The sequence below is a fragment of the Paraburkholderia adhaesiva genome, assembly GCF_021390575.1.
Lineage (GTDB): Bacteria > Pseudomonadota > Gammaproteobacteria > Burkholderiales > Burkholderiaceae > Paraburkholderia > Paraburkholderia adhaesiva.
In genome coordinates, this window is sequence record NZ_JAJEJQ010000001.1 from 1,589,781 (window position 1) to 1,609,243 (window position 19,463).

Annotated in this window: 19 protein-coding genes; 11 read left to right on the forward strand and 8 right to left on the reverse strand. The window is 65.2% G+C overall.

Annotated elements, in window-relative coordinates; translation table 11 throughout:
* Positions 1-108 precede the first annotated feature (108 nt).
* The 4 genes from L0U80_RS07105 to L0U80_RS07120 all read right to left on the reverse strand — a co-directional run bounded on the left by L0U80_RS07105 (position 109) and on the right by L0U80_RS07120 (position 5,662).
* Positions 109-1,458, reverse strand: a complete 1,350-nt coding sequence (locus L0U80_RS07105; RefSeq protein WP_233863259.1) for a C45 family autoproteolytic acyltransferase/hydrolase — start codon at positions 1,456-1,458, stop codon at positions 109-111.
* Between the two features lie 237 nt (positions 1,459-1,695).
* A complete protein-coding gene (locus L0U80_RS07110; RefSeq protein WP_233863260.1) occupies positions 1,696-3,441 on the reverse strand; it encodes a ClcB-like voltage-gated chloride channel protein in 1,746 nt (581 codons plus the stop codon).
* Positions 3,442-3,551: 110 nt separating this feature from the next.
* Entirely contained in the window at positions 3,552-4,289 is a 738-nt protein-coding gene (locus L0U80_RS07115; RefSeq protein WP_233863261.1) for a glutathione S-transferase, read from the reverse strand.
* A gap of 299 nt (positions 4,290-4,588) precedes the next feature.
* Positions 4,589-5,662, reverse strand: a complete 1,074-nt coding sequence (locus L0U80_RS07120) for a YeiH family protein (RefSeq protein ID WP_233863262.1) — start codon at positions 5,660-5,662, stop codon at positions 4,589-4,591.
* Positions 5,663-5,775: 113 nt separating this feature from the next.
* Between L0U80_RS07120 and L0U80_RS07125 the strand changes: the two genes are divergently transcribed.
* The 4 genes from L0U80_RS07125 to L0U80_RS07140 all read left to right on the forward strand — a co-directional run bounded on the left by L0U80_RS07125 (position 5,776) and on the right by L0U80_RS07140 (position 9,331).
* Positions 5,776-6,702 (forward strand): LysR family transcriptional regulator, encoded by a 927-nt coding sequence (locus L0U80_RS07125; RefSeq protein ID WP_233863263.1) that lies wholly within the window; start codon positions 5,776-5,778, stop codon positions 6,700-6,702.
* Between the two features lie 123 nt (positions 6,703-6,825).
* Positions 6,826-7,791, forward strand: a complete 966-nt coding sequence (locus L0U80_RS07130) for an NAD(P)-dependent oxidoreductase (RefSeq protein WP_233863264.1) — start codon at positions 6,826-6,828, stop codon at positions 7,789-7,791.
* A gap of 313 nt (positions 7,792-8,104) precedes the next feature.
* Entirely contained in the window at positions 8,105-8,920 is an 816-nt protein-coding gene (locus tag L0U80_RS07135; protein ID WP_233863265.1) for a YhfC family intramembrane metalloprotease, read from the forward strand.
* Between the two features lie 45 nt (positions 8,921-8,965).
* A complete protein-coding gene (locus tag L0U80_RS07140) occupies positions 8,966-9,331 on the forward strand; it encodes a DUF3022 domain-containing protein (protein WP_233863266.1) in 366 nt (121 codons plus the stop codon).
* Positions 9,332-9,351: 20 nt separating this feature from the next.
* Here L0U80_RS07140 and L0U80_RS07145 read toward each other — a convergent pair whose 3' ends face one another.
* Both L0U80_RS07145 and L0U80_RS07150 read right to left on the reverse strand, forming a co-directional pair.
* Complete coding sequence (locus tag L0U80_RS07145; protein ID WP_233863267.1) at positions 9,352-9,786, reverse strand: PGDYG domain-containing protein; 435 nt, start codon at positions 9,784-9,786, stop codon at positions 9,352-9,354.
* A gap of 212 nt (positions 9,787-9,998) precedes the next feature.
* Positions 9,999-10,541 (reverse strand): Spy/CpxP family protein refolding chaperone, encoded by a 543-nt coding sequence (locus L0U80_RS07150; RefSeq protein WP_233863268.1) that lies wholly within the window; start codon positions 10,539-10,541, stop codon positions 9,999-10,001.
* A 262-nt stretch (positions 10,542-10,803) separates the two neighbouring features.
* Between L0U80_RS07150 and L0U80_RS07155 the strand changes: the two genes are divergently transcribed.
* Both L0U80_RS07155 and L0U80_RS07160 read left to right on the forward strand, forming a co-directional pair.
* Positions 10,804-11,268 carry an Lrp/AsnC family transcriptional regulator gene (locus tag L0U80_RS07155; RefSeq protein ID WP_233863269.1) on the forward strand — a complete coding sequence of 155 codons (465 nt, stop codon included), beginning with the start codon at positions 10,804-10,806 and terminating at the stop codon, positions 11,266-11,268.
* Positions 11,269-11,434: 166 nt separating this feature from the next.
* Positions 11,435-12,541 (forward strand): saccharopine dehydrogenase family protein, encoded by a 1,107-nt coding sequence (locus tag L0U80_RS07160; RefSeq protein WP_233863270.1) that lies wholly within the window; start codon positions 11,435-11,437, stop codon positions 12,539-12,541.
* A 28-nt stretch (positions 12,542-12,569) separates the two neighbouring features.
* Here the strand turns inward: L0U80_RS07160 and L0U80_RS07165 are convergent, their stop codons facing one another.
* Positions 12,570-13,172, reverse strand: a complete 603-nt coding sequence (locus L0U80_RS07165) for a P-loop nucleotide/nucleoside kinase family protein (RefSeq protein ID WP_233863271.1) — start codon at positions 13,170-13,172, stop codon at positions 12,570-12,572.
* Entirely contained in the window at positions 13,169-13,300 is a 132-nt protein-coding gene (locus tag L0U80_RS07170; RefSeq protein ID WP_233863272.1) for a cytochrome bd-I oxidase subunit CydX, read from the reverse strand. Before L0U80_RS07170 ends, L0U80_RS07165 begins: the two co-directional genes overlap by 4 nt.
* A gap of 219 nt (positions 13,301-13,519) precedes the next feature.
* On the opposite strand from L0U80_RS07170, the gene L0U80_RS07175 reads away from it, so the two are divergent.
* The 5 genes from L0U80_RS07175 to L0U80_RS07195 all read left to right on the forward strand — a co-directional run bounded on the left by L0U80_RS07175 (position 13,520) and on the right by L0U80_RS07195 (position 18,897).
* Complete coding sequence (locus L0U80_RS07175) at positions 13,520-14,002, forward strand: hypothetical protein (RefSeq protein WP_233863273.1); 483 nt, start codon at positions 13,520-13,522, stop codon at positions 14,000-14,002.
* A 138-nt stretch (positions 14,003-14,140) separates the two neighbouring features.
* On the forward strand, positions 14,141-15,118 hold the full coding sequence (gene corA / locus L0U80_RS07180) for a magnesium/cobalt transporter CorA (protein WP_233863274.1): 978 nt from the start codon (positions 14,141-14,143) through the stop codon (positions 15,116-15,118).
* Between the two features lie 503 nt (positions 15,119-15,621).
* The gene (locus L0U80_RS07185; protein WP_233863275.1) at positions 15,622-16,686 is read left to right on the forward strand and encodes a LacI family DNA-binding transcriptional regulator; all 1,065 of its coding nucleotides are present in this window, start codon (positions 15,622-15,624) and stop codon (positions 16,684-16,686) included.
* Positions 16,687-16,785: 99 nt separating this feature from the next.
* Positions 16,786-17,724, forward strand: a complete 939-nt coding sequence (gene rbsK, locus L0U80_RS07190; protein WP_308444844.1) for a ribokinase — start codon at positions 16,786-16,788, stop codon at positions 17,722-17,724.
* A 411-nt stretch (positions 17,725-18,135) separates the two neighbouring features.
* Positions 18,136-18,897 carry a 2-keto-4-pentenoate hydratase gene (locus tag L0U80_RS07195; RefSeq protein ID WP_233863276.1) on the forward strand — a complete coding sequence of 254 codons (762 nt, stop codon included), beginning with the start codon at positions 18,136-18,138 and terminating at the stop codon, positions 18,895-18,897.
* Positions 18,898-19,463 lie beyond the last annotated feature (566 nt).

Below are 19,463 nucleotides of genomic sequence, written 5' to 3' on the forward strand. Positions count from 1 at the left end.
GTGGATGCAACACTCCCATCATGGCAGCAAATGGACCGGCGCGTCGCGAACATGCGTGCTTTTTGACGAAATGCAGGTGACAGACGCGGCGGTGCGGGGTTCAGGGGCTTAGGTGCCCGGACGCAGAACGTCGAAGCGGGTCCAGGGCCAGGATGGCCGGTCGCGCATGTAGCCGTTCAGCCAGTTCCATTGCGGATGGCGCAGCATGAACGCCTGCGCGTCGAACGGACGGCCGCACGGATGCCCCCAGCGCGCCCAGAACGCCAGATCGCGCGCCATTTCGCTGTCCACGACTTTGCCGTCGTTGGCCCCCCACGGGTTGAACGGTCCGTGATCGGAGCCGGGAAAGCGTGCGTCGTCGAGCTCGAGGTGGCCGCAGATCGTGCGCGAGCACGGGTTGTCGTCGCGGTCCAGATAGACGTCGTGGTGATCGGCGATCATTTCCTTGGCCAGTTCGACGTCGATTTTGCCGTGGTGCCGCTCGGCGAGCTGCATGAAGCGCAGGCGCCGCGCCCCGTTGTGACGCACGTCGGTGTAGTCGTCGCCTTCACCCGCACATTCCTGATTGCGGATCTTGAGATCCGTCGCCGCGTTGAAACCGCTGAAAAAACCGTCCTTCGTGATTTCGAAGCCCGTGTGCTGCAGTCCCAGTTCGTAGCGTGCGATTTCGCCGGTCTTCACGTCGCCGAGCAGCCAGCTGTTCGCATAGCCACCGTTGTTTGCGACCGCGAACATTTCGCACCATTGCCCAATGCTCGACGCATACTGCGTAGCGTGCCGCGAGCGGTAAAACTCCGGCGCACCGCTCGTGCGATAGCCGATGAAGTTCGAGATGGTCGTCTCCGTGATCATCAGGCCCGCGGACGTGATCCAGAAATCGGTGAGGCTCGAGATGCAGCCGGGCAGGCCCTGCATGAGAATGCGGTGGCCCGAATCGGGGACGATGTCGAACACCACGTTGAAGGCGTCGCCGGCCGCGTAACGGTCCCACGAGTTGTGCGCCATGACGATGCGGCCGTCGCGCGTTGCGCTGCCGGTCGCAATGAAGGCGCTGCAGTGGTGGCCGCGCCGGCCGCGCCACGGCCTCGCTGCCCCGTGTTGCGGGTCTCGCGCGGCGGTATGCGTCGGCCACCAGCCCTGCAGCAGATCCATATAGCCGTTCCAGGCGAGCACCTCGGCGAACGACAGCTTCGCACCATCGGCGATGCCCTGGATCTCGTCGGCGAATTCGTTGTCGAGCCGCGGCGCGAATTGCGCGACGGCGGCGTTGACGAAGGTGTCGAAGTCCTCGCCCGTGTCCCATTTCGCGAGATAGCGTGCCGTGCGGATCGCATTGCGGATCTCATTGCCGAGCAACTGGCCGTGCTGCTCGCCGCGGTCGTACGGTTCGCCTTCGAGGTGCACGAAGATCCATCCCGCATGATCGCGGCGCACGGCATCGAGGGACGGTTCGCTCATCTTCGCTCCGCGGATTGGACCCTTTGCACCGCTTCTGCCTGACGGCGCCTGCCCGGTTCGTGAGTCCCGCCAATACGCGGGGACCGGACGCGCGGCTGGTTTCCATTGTAGAAAATCCGCTGCGCTTTGACACGTGGTGCGTTGCGCCGCGAGCGGGCGAAGACGCACGAGGCATGCGGCTTTCGGGGCGATGGGGGTGCGCGGTCACAGGCGCGTCACGCACCATGCAAGGCGAATTTACCGATCGGGATTCAGTCGCTGATAAGCGTCGAGGAGAGATGTCTTGTAGACGACACCAGCGAGCGTCGGCTGCACCGTGCTCTCGATGACAGGCAGTCGTTCGCCGCGGAATGCCATGAAATGCTGGAGGCCCGTCGCGAGCGACATGTCCGGTGTGAGCGCCTCGAAAGGCATCTGCACGTAGTCGGCAGCGCGCTTTTGCGACGTGTCGCGCTTTTGCAGCAGGTCCGAGGTGATGTCGGCGAGCGCGACTGCGCCGAGGAAGTGGCCCGAAGCATCGGTGACGTAGAGATACTTCACCGGATATTCGAGGAATACGCGTGTCATTTCGGGCACGGTGGCGTCGGCATGCACGACGGTGTCGGCCGGGCGGATCAGCGCGCGCATCTGCGTCGAGCGCAGGCGCATGCGCTCTTCTTCTTCGCGGTTGCGGTGGAGCGTGATCTCGTACATCGACGCCTTGCCTGTCGCACGCGCCACGAAATACGCGACGACGCACGAGAGCATGAGCGGCAGCACGACCTGATAGCTGAGCGTCATCTCGAAGATCATGAGAATCGCCATCAGCGGCGCCTGGGTGGCGCCCGCGAGGAACGCGCCCATGCCGACTATCGCGTATGCATAGGGCGCCGACGTGCCGTCCGGCAATAGTGCATGCACCGCCTGGCCGAAAAGGCAGCCGGCCACGGCGCCCATGAAGAGGGTTGGCGTGAAGATGCCGCCGGCTGCACCCGAGCCGACCGTCGCCGCCGTCGCAATGAGCTTGAACACGAGCACGGTGGCGAGCGCGGTCCATGTCCACGGCGAATGGAGGATCGAATTGACGACGCTGTAGCCGTTGCCCCAGACCTCTGGTGTCCACACCGAGAGAATGCCGACCACGAGTCCACCCAGTCCGAGTTTCACGGGCAGCGGTATCGGCAGACGCGCGACGCGCGATTTCGTGGCATCGAGCAGGCTCAGGAACTGCGGCGCGAGCGCTCCGCACAGGAGGCCGAGCACGACGAAAAGGAGGACTTCGATGCCCGTGATCGTCGGGAACTCGGGCATCTGGTACGGCGGTTTGTATCCCGCGAACTCGCGCATCGTGATGTTCGCGACGACGGAGGACACCACGAGCGGCCCGAAGCTTTCCATCGCGATCGAGCCGATCACGATCTCGGTGACGAAGAAAGCCCCGGCGATGGGCGCGTTATACGCCGACGTAATACCGGCCGCCGCGCCGCACGCGACGAGCAGGCGCAGACGTTGCGGGTCGAAGTGGATCCAGCGGCCCAGAAGCGATGCCGCGAGCGCGGCGAGTTGCACCATCGGACCTTCGCGGCCGATCGAGCCGCCGCTCGCGATCGTGAAGAGCGACGATGCGCTGCGCCAGATACTCGTGCCGACCGGCATGACACCGTCGCCGATTGCGACGGCTTCGACGTAATCGGCGTGAATGGTGCGCGCGCTATCGGCGGCTGTCTTGCGCTTCGCGAAGATCAGCAGGCCGCCCGCGATCACGCCGCCAGCTGTGGGCACCACGATACGCATGTACCACGGGAGATGTTCCGCGATTTCGACGAGGCTGCCCGACGTGCCCGCGTAAAGGTGTTCGAGGAGGTCGATGGCTCGGCGAAATATCACCGTCGCGAAGGCGCCGGCGAGACCGACGATGACCGACCAGATGAGCATCGTGTGCGCGTCCGAGAGCCGGAATAACTCGCGGGCACGGGTGCGCAGTTTCAGCAGGAATGACAGCACGATGGACAGGATTGGAGTGTGGGTAAGCGGCGCCGAGCGCAAGCATAGCATTGCGCCCGGCGTGGCACGGGTGTTGCGAGGCGCAGCGCCCGGGTGGGTGGCGGGGGCCGCTAGCGCGCGGCCCGGTCGAGTTCCGGGTAGTGCCGGAAGATGCCGGTCTCGTTGAACGGCAGCCGGCGCGGCGACGCGAGATACGCGGCGATGTTCGGGCGTGCGGCCACGGCGTCGTGCAGCGCGACGATGTGCGGATAGTGATCGGCGAGATGCTTCGTTGCCTTGGGGAAGGCGTAGCGCAAACCCTCGACGATCTGGAAGATCGACAGGTCGACGTAGGTGAGCGTGTCGCCGGCCATGTGCTGTGGTCCAGAAGGGTTCTGCACGAGTGCGCGCTCGAAGTAACCGAGGAATTTCGGCATGCGATGCGAAAGGAAATCGGCAGAGCGTGCCTTCGCCTCGACCTTCTGGTCCTCGTAATAGAGGCCGCTCGCGATCGGATGGTGTGTGTCGTGGACTTCGGTCACGAGATCGGCGATTGTCAGTTGCAGGCCGTTCGCTACGTAGCGCAGACCTTCGTCGCGCGGCGCGAGTGAGAGCTTCGGACCGAGATAAAAGAGGATATTTGCGGTCTGCGGGATCAGCAGGTCGCCATCCTTGAGAAACGGCGGCGCAAAGGGTGGGCACGCCTCTGAACGGCTGTCGAGTTTCGCCATCATTGCGCCAATCCCGAGACCGTCCGATTTTTCGCCGCGCGCCACGTCGACATACGCCGCCTGCGCCTCCTCCAGAGCAAGCCGCACGAATTCGCCGCGGCCCTGCAGGCCGTCCCAGTAATAGAGTTCGTATGCCATCGGTTGCTCCTGTCGACCAGCGTTAGCGCTTTAGCGCTTGTCGATTGGCGTTGGGCTTCGGCCCTTACTCCAATCCCACCTGGTCCCATGCAAAGCTGTCGTGACTCCCACCCGCGACGCAGGCGGCCCGGCACAGTATCGCGCGCAACGGGCACACGTGGGCGGTGCGTGCCGCGTCCCGGCGATGCATCCGTCGCCACGCCTCGGCACTAGCCAAAACGAAAAAAACCCCGCGCGCGGCGGGGCAATCGGCCTGCGTGGCCGGCACTGCGGCGCTCACGCGCCTGTCGTAATCACGGTCAGCCGAACAGGCGCTCGACGGCCCAGGTAATCGCAAGACCACCACCGACCAGCCACACGTAGAGGATAAGGCCCGTGGTCAGTGCACGCGGACCAGCTTCGCGGATCTGCGAAACGCGCGTTTCGATACCGAGAGCGGTCATCGCCATGGTGAGCGCGAAGGTGTCGAGTGCGTTGATCGACTGCGTGGCAGGGGCCGGCAGCACATGCAGCGAGTTCACGACCACGAGGGCGAGGAAGCCCAGCGCGAACCACGGCACCGCGATCTTGCGTGCACCGTGCGCCGCGTGGTCGGCGCCGTTGCCGCGTGCCTGACGATTGAGCCACACGCCGAGCACGAGCAACACCGGCACGAGCAGCATCACGCGCGTCATCTTGACGATGGTGGCAATGTGCGTGGCTTCGGGGCTCACATTGGACGCCGCGCCGACGACCTGCGCCACTTCGTGGATCGTGCCGCCGAAGAAGAGACCAGCGCCGAGGGTGTCGAGATGGAGCCAGCCCGCGTGAAAGAGCACGGGGTAGAGGAACATCGAGAGCGTGCCGAAGAGCACGACGCTGCCGACGGCCATCGCGCTCTTGTGGGGCTTCGACTGGAGCGTCGATTCGAAGGCGAGCACGGCGGCCGCGCCGCAGATCGCGCTGCCGGCGGCTGTGAGGATGGCGGTGTCGCGGTCGAGCTTCATGACCTTCATGCCTGCCCAGGTGCCGATCAGAAGCGTGCTCACGACGATAGTGACCGATTCGACGAGCCCCGGCACGCCGACCTGGGCGATCTCCTGAAGGCTCACGCGCAAGCCGAAGAACGCGACGGCGATGCGCAACAGCTTGCGCGCGGAGAAGTTGACACCGGCAGCCCAGCTTTCGGGCATCCCATCGCGCAGGGCATTGCCGTAGACTGCCCCGGCAGCGATACCGATGATGAGCGGACTCATTCCCAGCCCGGCAATGGCGGGCAGCGCGGCGATTCGGGTGACGGCGGCGGCGAACAGCGCGACGAACAGGACGCCGTTGATCTTGCCGCGGGTGGCGGAGGTTTGAAGCGCGACGGTCGTTGACGGCGAGGCGGACATGGTGAACCCGGAATCAGGTAGTGAATCGATGCGCTTATCCTAGTTTGGATATATCGATATGAAAAATCGTGATTTGTGACGTAATATATAAGTCAATCCGATAGTTCTAGATCATGACCCCGGAACAGCTGATAACCTTTGCCGCCGTTGCCGAGCACCGCAACATCAGCCGGGCCGCGCAGGCGCTCCATCTCTCGCAGCCCGCGGTGTCGGGCCAGTTGCGGCTCTTGCAGGAGGAGTTCGGCGAGCCGCTCTATCTGCGCGACGGCCGCGGCGTGCGCCTCACGCCCACCGGCGAGCAACTGGCCGCCTACGCGGCGCGGGTGCGCGATAGCTGGCGTGACGCCTTCGCCTTCCGCGACGCGTTGCGCGGGCTGGAGCATGGGACGTTGCGTATCGGCGCGAGCACGACGCCCGCGAGCTATCTGCTGCCGTATCTCGTGGCGGCGTTCCACCGGCGTTTTCCAGGCGTGAAGCTCGAAACGACGAGCGGCAACACCTCCGACGTGGTCGGGATGCTCGGCGCGCTCGATATCGCGCTGATCGAAGGCGCAGCCGGCACGCCGCTGCCTGCCGATACCGTCGTCCACGAGTGGCACGACGATGAGATCGTTGCCATCGTGCCGCGTGCCCATCCGCTTGCGGCGCGCGCGCTGACGCCGGACACGGGTGTCCCGCTCGCTGCGATCGGCGACTACCCGCTCGTGCTGCGCGAGGCCGGTTCGGGTGTGCGTCAGATCGTCGAGCGTGCGTTCACGAGCGCGGACGTGCCGATGCGTATCGCCCTGGAAATTGCCGGTGTGGAGGGCGTGAAAGAGGCGGTGCGCGCGGGCATGGGCATCGGCTTCGTATCGGCCATGTCGATGCGCCACGAGGACGGCGCGCTATGCAAGATCGGGATTGGGCCGGATCCGCTCGTGCGGCGATTCTCGATTCTCGTCCCGCACGGGGGCGCGGCCTCGCGGGTCGCACAGCGATTTCTCGACCTGTGTCTCGCCCAGGCTGCCGGCGAAAGCGCGGCCCCGAGCGAGGCGACATAGCGGCACAGCTTCGAACGGGGCATCCTATGCGTTCATGAGCGCGGCGCCCGTCGATACGGTCGGACACGCGCTCGCGGTAACACCGTAGCGCCACGTCGCGCCGCAGCCCAGGAATGAATGGACATGACTCAGAACATCGTTATTTACAAGACCTTGCCCGACGACGTAGCCGCGTGGCTACGTGAACACGCGGAACTCGTCGTTGTCGATCCGCAGACGCCAGGCGCGCTGGCTGCCGCGCTGCGCGATGCCGACGGCGCGATCGGCGCAAGCGTGACGATCACGCCCGCGATGCTCGACGGCTCGCGGGTGAGGGCACTCTCGACGGTCTCGGTCGGCTACGACCAGTTCGACGTCGCCGATCTCACGAAACGCGGTATCGTGCTGGCGCACACGCCCGACGTGCTGACCGAATCGACCGCGGATACCGTGTTCGCGCTCATTCTCGCGAGTGCGCGCCGCGTCGTCGAACTGGCCGATTGGGTCAAGGCCGGCAAGTGGACGGCAAGTGTCGGTCCGGCGCAATACGGAGTTGATGTGCAGGGCAAGACGCTCGGCATCATCGGCCTCGGACGCATTGGAGGTGCTGTGGCGCGGCGTGCGGCGCTCGGCTTCAATATGAAGGTGCAGTACACGAACCGCAGTGCAAACGCGGTTGCGGAACGCGACTATGGCGCACGCCGCGTCGCACTCGACGAACTGCTCGCCACGTCGGATTTCGTGTGCCTGCAGGTGCCCCTCACGCCCGAGACCCATCATCTGATCGGCGCGGACGAGCTGCGCGCGATGAAGCGCAACGCGATTCTGATCAACGCGTCGCGCGGCGCGACCGTCGACGAATCGGCGCTCATCGCGGCGCTTGAAGCAGGCACGATCCGCGGCGCCGGGCTCGATGTGTTCGACCGCGAGCCGATCGAACCCACGTCGCCGCTTCTCGCCATGCCCAACGTTGTGGCGCTGCCGCACATCGGGTCGGCCACGCACGAAACGCGTCACGCCATGGCGCGCTGTGCCGCCGAAAATCTCGTTGCCGCGCTTGCGGGCACGCTCGATCGCAACATCGTGAACCGCGAGGTGCTCGCACGATGAGTGTTGGGCTGGTTATGCCGGCGCGCTGCGCGACCATCAGCGATGTGGTCCGCGAAGCCCGGTATCGGCAAGGCCAGCGTTTCGTGCTATCCGAATAGCGCGCTACCCGCGCTTTAGCGGGATCGGCGCGCGCGCATCTAAAGGGCAGCGGTTTGATCACGCAGGACAGCGTCGGAATGCGAACTCGTGGCGCGCGGTTTGCAGGGGGCATCTTCTCAGGAAGCGTCGGCCGGGGCTGCGCGTCGGCCCGGATATCTGCGATGATTCGGGCTGCGGCGCGCGCTCTCGCGTGCCGCTCGTCACAAGGATCCTCATGACCGTTGCCCCGATCACGCTGCTCAGCCTCTCGTTCGCGACGCTCTTCGTCGCTGCTTTGCCCGTGTTGCTGTATCGGCGGCTGCGTCGTCCATTCGCGCTCGGCTGGCGCGACACGGTTGCTGGTATCGCCGTGTTTGCGTTGTTCGCGACCGTGATCGAGCGAGCACTCAACGCCTTCGTGCTTCACGGCAATCCTGTGACCGCCGGCTGGTTCGAACACCCGCTTGCATTCGTCGCGTATGGGGCGCTGGCAGCCGGCGTGTGCGAAGAGGTGGGCCGTTACATCGCCATGCGCCTGCTCGTTCGACGCGCGGGCGGCGAGGCATCCGCGCGACTCGACTCAGATAAAACGGGCATCGGCTATGGCATCGGGCACGGCGGGGCCGAGGCCTGGCTCGTCGGCGTTTTCGTGCAAGTGCCGTGGATCGTGTTCGCCGTGCTCGCCAATCGCGGTGAACTCGACGAACATCTCGCCAATCTTTCGATGGACGCCGTGCTGCGCGTACATCTGATCCTCGCGAACCTGTCGCCGATGATGGCGCTTGTATTCGCCGCCGAGCGCGCGGCGGCGTTCGTGTTCCAGATCGGTTTTTCAGTGCTGATGTGGCGCGGCGTGCGTGCGGGAAAGAAGGGCATCCTGCCGCTCGTGATCGTCCTTCATGCGCTGACCGACGTGCCTGCCGCGATGTATCAGGCGCGCATGCTGCCGCTCCTGGTGGTGGACGGCGCGTATGTCCTGGCGGCGATCGTGGTCGCGTTCGTTCTGTTTCGCGTGTGCCGGGTGCAGGGGCGTGCCGTACTTGCAGCGTGAGCCGGTCTAGATCCGGCGCGTATTGTTACCTTTTCGTTGGCCCTGATGGAAACCTATCTGTTTGAATGCACGAGTCCCGACTTCGAGGAACTGGCCCGCGTAATTGCGGACCTCTTTCCTGAGCAGACGCGTTTTGCCGAACTGCCCGCCGAAAACGGCGCGCCGCTCCTGACCGTGCAATGGGTGGCGATGCGCTTCGGAACAGCCGCGCGACGCATGACGTTGACGATCGCGATCGCACCTGCCGCGCTTGCCCGCTATCGAGCGCTGCCTGCGCGGTTGCGCGGCCGCAGCTTCGCCGTGCTGCGCGCCTACGTGGAGGCGTTGATTGGTTCGCTCGAAGAGCAGCACGCGAAAGGCGAGAGCGTGCCGCGCGAGGTGACGCTGGAACTGGACGAGGAGTTTGCGTGAAGCGGTGAGGGTGGGGGCGGTCAGTCGGCGAGACGATAGACCTTGGCGAAACGCTCGGCTTTGACCACACCGTAGTCGCCGGGCGCGTACTGCATGACCCAGTCGCCTGCCGCACCGGTGAGGCGGTCGCCGCCTGCGGACCGGGTGATGGTGAACGGTTCGGTCATGTGCTTCGCGAGCACGACTGCTGGCCGGTTGCGATACGCACCGGATTCGCCATGCTGGCGTGCCGCATCGGCGGGCAGGTACTTCGCATCGAAACGCTCGCGCGAGACGACCCAGCGCTCGCCCGTCGAGCCGGTGATGATCGCGTCGCCTTGTGCATAACGGTTCGGGCCTTCGAGGCTCATCAGCTCGCCGGGAACGGCAGCGAACGTGACAGCGACGGTTTCGTCCTTGACGACGCGTTGGGCGGCGGCGTCGGTGCGCAGGTCGAGTTGGGTGAGTTCAATCATGATGGGGCAAGCGGACCTGCATCGAAAAAGCGTGTTCCGGATGAGGCGGCGGCCGGGCAATCGAGCCCGGCAGTCGCGCGGCCCGCAAGGGTACCTCGAATCAGCCCGCCGCGCACGTCGTTTCGTGCGTCACCGCCGCGGGCTTTTTCCGCGTGACTGCGCGGGTAACGGCAGTGGGGCAGTCGAGTCCTGCCCGAGGGTGATGGCGTGGATTACTGCGCTGCCGGGTCGCTCGCCGCAGGCGCTGCGCCGGCCGGCTTCGACTGCGAGCCGGACCTGTTCCTCTGCCGATTGCCACCCTTACCACCCTTGCCGCCGCGTTCAGGCGCGCCATGGCGGAAGGTCTTGTCCGCAATCGCCTTCTGATCGGCGGAGAAGCTGTTGTACAGCGGCTCGAATGCCGTCACGAGCTTTTGCATCTCATCGGCGTGAGCCTGGGTGATCTGCGCGTATTCCTTCATGTCGTCGAGCGCGTTACGCGTGCCCAGGCCTTCCGCGCGCTGCTTGAACATTTCGCCCATGGTCCGGCCGTTGGTGCGCATCTGGTCCGCGAAAGGCTTCCAGAGCGCCTCCTGTTCGGGCGTGATCTTCAGCGTCGAGTGCAGGAAGGCGATGCGTTCCTCAACGCGCTGCTGATGCTCGGCGACGCCCGCCTCGATGGCTGCCGACGACGGCGCAGCCGGCGTCGCAGCGTTCTGCGCGAAGGCGCCGCTCATCGACAGTGCGGTCGCAAGGACGACGATAGCTTTCTTCATTGCTACTCCTTAGTTCGTTTCGTAGCGAGTTGGGCGTAATGCCGCATCGGTTGAAGCGAATATTAGTACCACGATAACGGCCCATCGCGATTTGAATGCGACAACTCCTTACAAGTGAAACCGGTCGAAACCGCCGGATTTGCGCTCGCGCAAACGTCGCCGGACGCTGAAGGCACGCCCGCCGCGTTTTCCCGATGCCGCCTGCGCCGCACTGCGCGCGATAATGGCGCCAACTCAACTTGACCTGTCAGACGCCCCATCAATGAGACCGCCGCGCCTCGACCAACTCGACGACCTCGACCGCAGCCTCGTCGCGCTGCTGCAGGAGAACGCGCGAGAGAGCGTCGCGAACCTCGCGCGCCGGCTCGGCGTTGCACGCACCACCGTGCTCGCGCGCATCGCGCGACTGGAGCGCTCGCAAGTGATCGCGGGCTATGGCGCGCGGCTCGGACAGGACGTGCTCGACGCGAGCCTTCAGGCGTGGGTGGGCCTGATCATCGCGCCGAAGCATGGCGCGGATCTGCTCAAACGCCTCGGCAAGATGCCCGAGGTGCAGTTGCTGTGCGCGGTCAGCGGCGAATACGACTATGTCGCGTGGCTGCGCGCCGAAACGCCGGATCGCCTCAATGACCTGCTCGACCAGATCGGCACCATGCCGGGTGTCGAGCGCACCACGACCTCGATCGTGCTCGCGCGCAAAATCGACCGCGGGACGATCACGGGCTGAAGCCGTGCATGCGGCCATCTCGACGAATCGTCGAAATGTTTCGTCGAAATGTCGAAAAATGCGGTCGAAACGCATCACTTTGCGCCTATGAACCGTTTTTGCACCTCCCTAGACTGTCCGTAGCGGGAACGGCCCGCCCCGGAACATAAAACAAAGGAGATGCAAGATGAAAGTCGCGATTGCCGGTGCCGGCCTGATCGGCCATACCATTGCTCACATGTTGCGCGAGACCGGGGACTACGAGGTGACCGCCCTCGACCGCGACGGGAGCGCGCTCGACAAGCTCGCGGCCCAGGGCATTCCCGTCGAGCGTGTCGACTCCGCCGATGCCGCCGCCATGCGCCGCGCGCTGGCCGGCTACGATGTGCTCGTGAATGCGCTGCCGTATTACCTTGCGGTGAGCGTCGCGGCGGCGGCGAAGTCCGCGGGCGTCCACTATTTCGATCTCACCGAGGACGTGCGTGCGACCCACGCAATCCGCACACTCGCCGATGGCGCCGATCACGTCTTCATGCCGCAATGCGGACTCGCGCCGGGCTTTATCGGTATCGCAGCGCATGCGCTTGCGAGCCGTTTCACCGAGATACGCGACGTGAAGATGCGCGTCGGCGCTTTGCCGCAGTTTCCCACCAACGCGTTCAAGTACAACCTGACCTGGAGCGTGGACGGACTCATCAACGAGTATTGCCAGCCGTGCGAGGCGATTCGTGACAGCCGCATTCAATCGCTGCAGCCGCTGGAGGGCCTCGAACACTTCTCGCTGGATGGTTTGGAGTACGAAGCGTTCAATACCTCGGGCGGGCTCGGCACGTTGTGCGAGACGCTGGCAGGTCGCGTCGAATCGCTCGACTACAAGTCGGTGCGCTATCCGGGCCATCGCGCGCTGATACAGTTCCTGCTGGAAGACCTGCGTCTTGCCACCGACCGTGAGACACTCAAGTCGATCCTGCGTCGCGCGGTGCCCGCAACCGGGCAGGATGTCGTGCTGATCTTCATGACGGTCACGGGCATGCGCGACGGCCAGCTCGTACAGGAGGTGTTCACGCGCAAGATCTTCGCGAAGACGGTATGCGGCATGCCGATGAGCGCAATCCAGATCACCACCGCAGGCGCGATGTGCGCCGTGCTCGATCTGTTCCGGGAGAGGGCGCTACCGCAAAAGGGCTTCGTACGCCAGGAACAGGTGTCGCTGGACGCGTTCCTCTCAAACCGGTTTGGTCAGGTCTACGAAGGCTCCACGCTCGATGTCATGGCGCCGGCGCTCGTCGCCTGATACTCGAGCGATCGTCGGCAGGCGCTCCTCAGCCCGCCGGCGGTTCTTGCCCCGTCCGCACAATGCACTGAAGCAGCGCGTCGTAATCGGCTGCACCTGGCGCCGTGTTGTCGAAAACAATGAGCCCGTCGCACTGCACGCCCGACGGCACGAATCGGCGCTGCCGGTACTCGTCCCAGTGGGCGAGCTTGTAGGCGTCGTTCGGATTACCGCGCGCGACGATGCGACTGTGCGCCGTGTCTTCCGATGTCTGCACCCAGACCACCGCGATCTCCACCGATGGCGCGACACCGAGCCATGCACGGTCGAAGAGCCGACGGTCGCGAATTTCGCGCGAAAGCGGCCCAACGACGATCGCGCTGACGCCGAGTTCGATGTTTTCGCGGGCAGTGTCGAGGAGCCCCTGGTATTCGGGGTCCCGCAAATGTTTGAGGTAGAGGGGGCTGTCGCGGTCGTTCGGGTCGTGCGTGAGCGCAGCCATGGCGGCGGCGCTGTAGCGGCCGTAGAGCGTGTCCTTGTCGAGCAGGCAGAACGCCTCGCCCGTGGCGCGGCTGAGCGGACCTATCAGGCGCTTCGCGAGCGTTGTCTTGCCGGTGCCCGCGTGGCCGCACAAAAATACGAGTCGAGTCACGAACGGAGCGTCCCTGCGTTGCGCAGCGGTGTGCCCTTGCCGCGGCCGCTCGCTTCGAGCCACATCGCGTTGATGGCGCCGAAGCCGGGCGCAACCCCGATGCCCGGTATCCGTGAAAAGTACCCCATCGTTTTTTCTCCTTGCCTTGTGACGCGGCACAGCACCGCCGCGTGCCGTGCGAATCCTGTATCGCCGATGATGGCCGGTATGCGTGTGCCGCGCAAGCAGGTACCGAGGCCGGCACGTGCGCCGAGGCGCCGCGCCGTGCGCGCGTATGATGACCGCACGGTGGGGACGGCGACCCGGCAAAACGAACAGGCAGACCGATACAGACAGGGGTAGCGTCCATGGCTTTGTGCGTGTTCCGTGCCTTGCTCGAACCTGCTGCTATTGCGCGCCGCAGTTATGGCGCCGTGTTACGCGTGCTGGCGCTCACCATGCTCGGCGTACTGGCGCTTGCCGGCTGCGGCGAAACACCGGCGACGCCGGTGCCGTTCAAGCCCGTGCCTGCCGAACGCATCTTGCTGCCCGGTTATCTGCAACCGGGCGAAGGGCTCGTCGCGGTGGACGTGCGGCGTGAACGAACGGGGAACGTGATCGTCAAGTTCCGCGACGCACCGCTCTACGTCGACGGCAAGCAGGTCACCGATCTGATGAACGGCGAGCACGTCGTGCTGCACCTGCCTCCGGGCGTGCACCGGATCGGCGTGACGACACAATTCGATCCGGTGGTCGAGATCCACTTCGTGGTGGACCAGCGCTACACGAACCGCGCAAGCGTCTCGTTCGACACGGATCACCGTGTCCTGATCCGCCGCGTTGGGCAGTAACGCCCGTAGTAATCCGCGTGCGCCTGAGGCCGTGTCCGGCGCAACGCGGGCTGCCGTGAAGCGCCCTATACTGGCGAACCGGATTCACCGCAGGTCAACCTCACCACGGGCTGCGCCCGTCGGCGGAATGAAAAACACATGCTGATCAATTGCGCCGCGTATCAGAACGGCAAAAAACTGGGCGATGTCGCGATCAAGGACATCAGCGACTACCTCGCCAAATCCGAGTGCTTCGTCTGGGTCGCGCTCAAGGACCCCGACGATGCCGAGATGGCTGCCATGAAGGAGGAATTCGGCCTGCATGTGCTCGCTATCGAAGACGTCATGAGAGGCGGACAGCGGCCGAAGATCGAGGATTACGGCGACACGCTCTTCACGGTCCTGCACACCATCGAGACCGGCGACGACGGCGAACTGATCATCGGCCAGGTGAATATATTCGCGGGGCCGAACTTCGTGGTTTCGGTGCGCCATCGCGCTCAGAAGGGCTTTCAGGACGTGCGTGCGCGCTGCGAGCGCGAGCCGGAGTTGCTCAAGGAAGGCGCGGGTTTCGTGCTTTACGCGCTCATCGACAGCGTCGTCGACCGGTACACGCCGGTCGTGGAGGTGCTTTCGGAAGAGATCGAGGAACTCGAGGACCGCATCTTCGAGAAGCACAGCCTCGCCGACTCGCGCGCGATCATCCAGGATCTCTATTCGCTCAAGCGCCGCCTCGTGATCCTCCAGCATCACATCACGCCGCTTGTGGATGCGGTGGGCAAGCTTGTCGGCGGGCGCGTTCCGGCCATCTGCACGGGCATGCAGGCGTACTACCGCGATGTCTATGACCACCTCGTGCGCGTATCGAACATGATCGACGCACGCCGCGACATGATCGTTACGGCGGTTCAGGTGAACCTCGGCATGATTTCGGTCGCGGAGGGCGAGGTGACCAAGCGGCTTGGCGCGTTCGCCGCGCTTTTCGCCGTGCCCACCCTGATCGCGGGGATCTACGGGATGAATTTCCAGTCGATTCCCGCATTGCAGTCCCGCTTCGGCTTCCAGATCTGCCTCGCGGCGATGGCGGCCATCGACGTGATCCTGTACTTCCTGTTCCGCCGCGGCGGGTGGCTCTGAATCCGGCCGCACACAGCGGCGCACGGCCAGGTGCGCAGTCGGGCCGGCCTCGTCCGGAATAGAGGCAAACTTCGAGACCACCGGGAAATACACGAAAAATTCTGGGGTGCCGCGCCCGTCGAAGGGGCGGCCATGGTCGTGGTGAAGTGACGCCAGCCCCGCAGGGCGTAGTTTGCAGCGTCTGCTGAAAAATAGGTCTCAAGAAATGCGCCTGTAAGCCGTTATGTGTTAGGTGATGGCGACGATATCGGCGCGCCGGCTGGCTGGATGGCGGTCAGGCGCACCGTGCTTTGCATGCCACCGCCCAAATGCCACGCGTAGCGTGCGTACCTGTAGCGCGGATCCCGCAGGTGCGGGCGCTGCGCGGACCCGGAGCGTGGTCCGCGCGGCACGTGCGGCGTGTCGGGGGGCAATTTCCGCATCGCGGCGCTCGCAGTAGCGGGCGAACCGGGCAGCGCGACGCGGCCGCAACAGGCAGCAAACGAGGCAGGAGCAATAAGAAAATGGCGACGATCAAGGATGTGGCCGCCGTAGCGGGGGTGTCGTTCACCACGGTGTCTCACGTGGTGAACAACTCGCGGCCAGTGTCGGCAGACGTTCGAACCAAGGTCGAGCGTGCGATTCGCGAGCTGAACTACGTGCCTTCAGCGGTGGCGCGTTCGCTCAAGGCGCGCTCGACTGCGACGATTGGTTTGCTGGTGCCGAACGGCACGAATCCGTACTTCGCGGAACTGGCTCGCGGCGTCGAGGACGGCTGCGCGCAGAAGGGCTATTGCGTCTTCTTCTGCAACTCGGACGACGATCCGGTCAAGCAGCGCAACTATTTGCGCGTGCTGCAGGAGAAGCGCATCGACGGTCTGATCGTAGCGTCGGCCGGTGAAGACGCGGTGCTCGCGGCGACCCTCGCGGACGCGCGCGAGCCGCTCGTCGTGGTGGACCGCAACATTGAAGGCCTCAGCGCCGATCTCGTGCAGATCGACCACGAGCGGGGTGCGTGGCTCGCGACGCGGCACCTGATCGAACAAGGCCACTCTCGCATCGGCTGCATCACGGGACCGGTCTCGACGGCCGTGAGCGCGATGCGCGTGCACGGCTTCCTGCGTGCGATGGCCGCGCGCGGCCTCGAGATTGCGCCGGGCGCGATCGTGGAGAGTGATTTCTCGGGACCGGGCGGCTATCGCGCGGCGGCGCAACTGTTCGACACCGTGCGTCCCACCGCGATCTTCGCCTGCAGCGACATGATGGCTATTGGCGCGTTGCGCGCCGCGGCTGAGTGCGGCGTTTCCGTGCCGGGCGATTGCTCGATCATCGGGTTCGACGATATCGAGTTTGGCCGTTTCACCTGGCCGGCGCTGTCGACGGTCGGACACTCGGTACGTGCGCTCGGCGAAATGGCGGCGCTCAAGCTGATCGAGCGCATCTCGGGTGGAGCCGAGGCGTCGCCGCCCGGAGCCCGGCACGTGGCGGCGCCGCGGCTCATCGTGCGAGAATCGACTGGGCCGGTTTCCGGGGCGGTCGAGCCGGAGCAGGTCGCGACCTCAAGCGCCGTGCTGGAAGGGGCCGCCTGAAGGAGGCGCTTGCAGGGGCCGTTTCAAGCGGACGTTTGAAGCGATCTGCGAAAACGCGCGCAGCGCCACCAGACACAATGTCTCTACGCAGGAGAGCCTGTGGCGACTGAAACGCTCACCCGACCCGCACGCGGACGCGTCGCCGTGGTCGGCAGCCTGAATATGGACCTCGTCGTGCGCGCGCGGCGCCTGCCTCATCCCGGCGAAACGCTCGCGGGAAGCGCGTTTGCACAGGTCGCCGGCGGCAAGGGCGGCAACCAGGCGGTGGCCGCCGCTCGACTCGGCGCGCAGGTCGCGATGATCGGCTGCACCGGCGCCGATGCCAACGGTGCGGTGCTCCGCGCGGGACTAGCCGCAGAGGGCATCGACTGCAGCGCGCTGGAAACGTCGTCACAGGCGCCTAGCGGCGTGGCGCTGATTGTCGTCGACGATGCGAGCCAGAATGCGATTGTCATCGTCGCGGGCAGCAATGGTGACGTGACCCCCGACACGATTGCCCGGCACGAAGCCGTGCTCACACAGGCCGACGTGGTGGTCTGCCAGCTCGAAACGCCTTATGACGCCGTGCATGCGGCGCTTACCGTCGCGAGACGGCTCGGGAAGACGACGATCCTCAACCCCGCACCAGCCACAGGTCCGTTGCCGGCCGGGTGGCTGCCGCTCATCGACTACCTTGTACCGAACGAACTCGAAGCCGCCGCACTCACGGGTCTGCCGGCAAGCACGCCCGAGGACGCCGGACGCGCTGCCGTGGCGCTCCGCGGCCAGGGCGCGCGCAACGTGATCGTGACGCTCGGGGCACAGGGCGTCTGCGCGCTGCTCGGGGATTCGCCGGCCGTGCAGTGGCCGGCGCCGGGTGTTGCCGCGATCGATACGACCGCTGCCGGCGACACGTTCATCGGCGCTCTCGCTGCAAGACTGGCCGCTGGCGTCGCGGCGCCCGAAGCCGTGCAGTTCGCATTGCGCGCAGCATCGATCTCGGTGACGCGTGCGGGCGCGCAACCCTCCATTCCGCGCTTGCACGAGGTGCCGGTCTAACCGCCCGGGGCGCTGCCACGCGACGCGTTGCAGCCTTGCGGCCCGGCGAGTCTGAGGTTTCTCACTATTTGGCACACCGGGGCTGGGCGTCGTACTGCCACATTGGGCAAGCGCTCCCGCGCGCTGCCCACGGTCGCGCCGCTGCGCTGCAATAGCGTTACTTTTCATTCCGCTCCGTGGGAACCCGCACGCTGCGGCATCACAGTTACGGTAAATTGAGGGACGCTACCATGACCGTGGTCCGGTGGCGCGGTACACTGCGCGCGTCGGCATTCGGGCGCCGCCCTGCGGCGCTCCGGGCCCTCGTGTTTTGCCGCGGGCATTCCCGACGGAAGCGCCCCCGACGCAACGACACCCGAGTTCGCCGGCGCCTGGTGCCGGTCGTGTGTGACGGAACAAAAGGACCCAGACATGACGCATGACCATCTCGCGCAGCTACTCGTGAATGCGCGCCGCCAGCATCGACCGATCGTCACTGTGGAGCCCGAGCGCTTGCCGCCCGATGCGGCCACGGCCTATGCCGTCCAGCAGGCGGTGCTAGCCGGCCTTGGCATGAGCACGGGGGCGTGGAAGGTCGGCGCGCGTGCGCCGGGAGCCCCGGCATCGGGTGCGCCGATACCGGCGCCGCTCGTCTACGCGTCGCCCGCACGCCTCGAACAGCAGGCGTTCTTCCGCGTGCTGGTGGAACTGGAGGTTGCGTTTCGCTTCGCCGAGCCTATCGCCCCGCGCGGCGATGCCTATGCGCGCGACGAGGTCCTCGCGCGGGTCGGGCAGATCCTGCCGGCCATCGAGATCGTGGACAGCCGCTTCGCCGAATGGCCTAACGTTGCGCCGCTCGCGCAACTCGCCGACGCGCAGAACAACGGCGCGCTCGTGACCGGCCATGCGGTTCCATATAGTGCGCTCGCCCGCTCGTTTGATTTCGTCGCGCCGCGGCTTGAACTGACGTTCAATGGTGCGTCGCTCGTGTCCGAGGCGTCCGGCAATCCCGCGGGGGACCCCCGCGAGTTGCTGGTGTGGTTCGTCAACCACTGTGCGGCCATGGGCATCACGATCGAATCCGAGTGGACCGTGACAACGGGCACATACGTCGGCGCGCATCGCCTCGACGCACCTGGGTTGTTACACGGCCATATCGACGGACTCGGCGAGGTGGAAGTCGAGTTCGTTTGAAGCGGGCTGCGCCGCGGCACCCCGGTCTCGAACAAACTAAAGCCGTCGGCGCAGCGCGCGACGGCTTTCTTTTTTGCCTCGTGTTCATTGCCCGCACAAACTGTCGGGCCTGCCAGTTTCGTTCGCAGCAAAAGCACTACTGACTTCAGGGACAGGGACGCGACCCAGGGCGAATCCCGTATACGCATGTGAGGCTAACGAAACATGCGGCACTTGCACGTAAAGCGGGAAAAAAATAAACGGTGACGTGTAGTGACAACAGCGCGCAAAGGCACAGTGAGGCTACGAGAAGTGGGTGAGACTGTGGGTAGGCTCGATGACGATACGCCCTGTGCACCAGGGCGCTGACGCATAGTGTGGATCAGGCCTTCCGGATGCTGCGCGGCCTGAATATTGCGCGAGCGGGGAAGATAATTGTACGGCGTGATCGGCGGCCCTCCAAGCGCTCTTTCCACCAGGACATCAGGCGCGATTTATGTGTGAAAAAAAATAGAAAAGGGTTTAGGATGAATTCGAGCGATGTCGTTTCCTGTGGGCGCGCCGCGCACGACATCCGTCGCAGATCT

What these genes read in the sequence shown, in the direction of transcription:
- L0U80_RS07105 (WP_233863259.1), bottom strand. Translation starts at nt 1,458, where the DNA reads ATGAGCGAACCGTCCCTCGATGCCGTGCGCCGCGATCATGCGGGATGG.
- L0U80_RS07115 (WP_233863261.1), bottom strand. Translation starts at nt 4,289, where the DNA reads ATGGCATACGAACTCTATTACTGGGACGGCCTGCAGGGCCGCGGCGAA.
- L0U80_RS07120 (WP_233863262.1), bottom strand. Translation starts at nt 5,662, where the DNA reads ATGTCCGCCTCGCCGTCAACGACCGTCGCGCTTCAAACCTCCGCCACC.
- L0U80_RS07125 (WP_233863263.1), top strand. Translation starts at nt 5,776, where the DNA reads ATGACCCCGGAACAGCTGATAACCTTTGCCGCCGTTGCCGAGCACCGC.
- L0U80_RS07130 (WP_233863264.1), top strand. Translation starts at nt 6,826, where the DNA reads ATGACTCAGAACATCGTTATTTACAAGACCTTGCCCGACGACGTAGCC.
- L0U80_RS07135 (WP_233863265.1), top strand. Translation starts at nt 8,105, where the DNA reads ATGACCGTTGCCCCGATCACGCTGCTCAGCCTCTCGTTCGCGACGCTC.
- L0U80_RS07140 (WP_233863266.1), top strand. Translation starts at nt 8,966, where the DNA reads ATGGAAACCTATCTGTTTGAATGCACGAGTCCCGACTTCGAGGAACTG.
- L0U80_RS07145 (WP_233863267.1), bottom strand. Translation starts at nt 9,786, where the DNA reads ATGATTGAACTCACCCAACTCGACCTGCGCACCGACGCCGCCGCCCAA.
- L0U80_RS07150 (WP_233863268.1), bottom strand. Translation starts at nt 10,541, where the DNA reads ATGAAGAAAGCTATCGTCGTCCTTGCGACCGCACTGTCGATGAGCGGC.
- L0U80_RS07155 (WP_233863269.1), top strand. Translation starts at nt 10,804, where the DNA reads ATGAGACCGCCGCGCCTCGACCAACTCGACGACCTCGACCGCAGCCTC.
- L0U80_RS07160 (WP_233863270.1), top strand. Translation starts at nt 11,435, where the DNA reads ATGAAAGTCGCGATTGCCGGTGCCGGCCTGATCGGCCATACCATTGCT.
- L0U80_RS07170 (WP_233863272.1), bottom strand. Translation starts at nt 13,300, where the DNA reads ATGGGGTACTTTTCACGGATACCGGGCATCGGGGTTGCGCCCGGCTTC.
- L0U80_RS07175 (WP_233863273.1), top strand. Translation starts at nt 13,520, where the DNA reads ATGGCTTTGTGCGTGTTCCGTGCCTTGCTCGAACCTGCTGCTATTGCG.
- corA (WP_233863274.1), top strand. Translation starts at nt 14,141, where the DNA reads ATGCTGATCAATTGCGCCGCGTATCAGAACGGCAAAAAACTGGGCGAT.
- L0U80_RS07185 (WP_233863275.1), top strand. Translation starts at nt 15,622, where the DNA reads ATGGCGACGATCAAGGATGTGGCCGCCGTAGCGGGGGTGTCGTTCACC.
- L0U80_RS07195 (WP_233863276.1), top strand. Translation starts at nt 18,136, where the DNA reads ATGACGCATGACCATCTCGCGCAGCTACTCGTGAATGCGCGCCGCCAG.